General features: G+C 42.6%; 1 protein-coding gene. It reads left to right on the forward strand.

Features of this window, described 5'->3' with window-relative positions:
• Positions 1-936 (forward strand): hypothetical protein (locus PSE7429_RS26490; protein WP_009629807.1); only part of this gene is annotated, 936 nt, incomplete at its 5' end.
• Between the last annotated feature and the right edge of the window lie 49 nt (positions 937-985).

A 985-nucleotide genomic window follows, 5' to 3' on the forward strand; every position in this document is an offset into this window, starting at 1 on the left:
CAGCAAGATGTGAAGCTAAATGGCGCGATCGCCAATATCCTCAACTTTGACGCAAGTGACATTAAATATGACCACGAAAATACCAAGGTATCCATCGCCAAAGCTAGCATCACAATTCCGAAACTAAATGATGCCAAAGCCAACGTTGAGAATGCACGAATTGATAGCAATGGACTTGACTGGGACAAAGTCACACTCAGCGCAACCCAAATTGCGCTCGGTAGCTATGTCAACATCAACAAACCTGAAGCAGTCATTAGTGGCGCAAAGGATAAATATAACTCTAAGTTCACAGGTGACTTTGGAGTTAATCTTGGTTCCTCTGAGCTAGTAAAAGTCAATGGCAGTGGTAAGCTAACCGTTCTATATCAAGATGGCAAATGGGGTAGCACACATCAAGATGTGAAGTTAAATGGCGCGATCGCCAATATCCTCAACTTTGACGCAAGTGACATTAAGTATGACCATGAAAATACCAAGGTATCTATTGCAAAAGCTAGCATCACAATTCCGAAATTAAATGACGCAAAAGCCACAGTCGAGAATGCGAGAATTGATAGTAATGGACTTGATTGGGACAAAGTCACGCTCAGTGCAACCCAAATTGCGCTCGGTAGCTATGTCAACATCAACAAACCTGAAGCAGTCATCAGTGGCGCAAAGGATAAATATAACTCCAAGTTCACAGGCGACTTTGGAGTTAATCTTGGTTCCTCTGAGCTAGTAAAAGTCAATGGCAGTGGCAAGCTAACCGTTCTATATCAAGATGGCAAATGGGGTAGCACACATCAAGATGTGAAGTTAAATGGAACAGTTGCCAATATCCTCAACTTTGACGCAAGTGACATTAAATACGACCACGAAAATACCAAGATATCCATCGCCAAAGCTAGCATCACAATTCCGAAACTAAATGATGCCAAAAGCCAACGTTGAGAATGCACGAATTGACAGCAATGGACTTGACTGGGATAAGCCACCCTCA

The sequence above is a fragment of the Pseudanabaena biceps PCC 7429 genome (assembly GCF_000332215.1).
GTDB classification, from domain to species: Bacteria; Cyanobacteriota; Cyanobacteriia; order Pseudanabaenales; family Pseudanabaenaceae; genus Pseudanabaena; species Pseudanabaena biceps.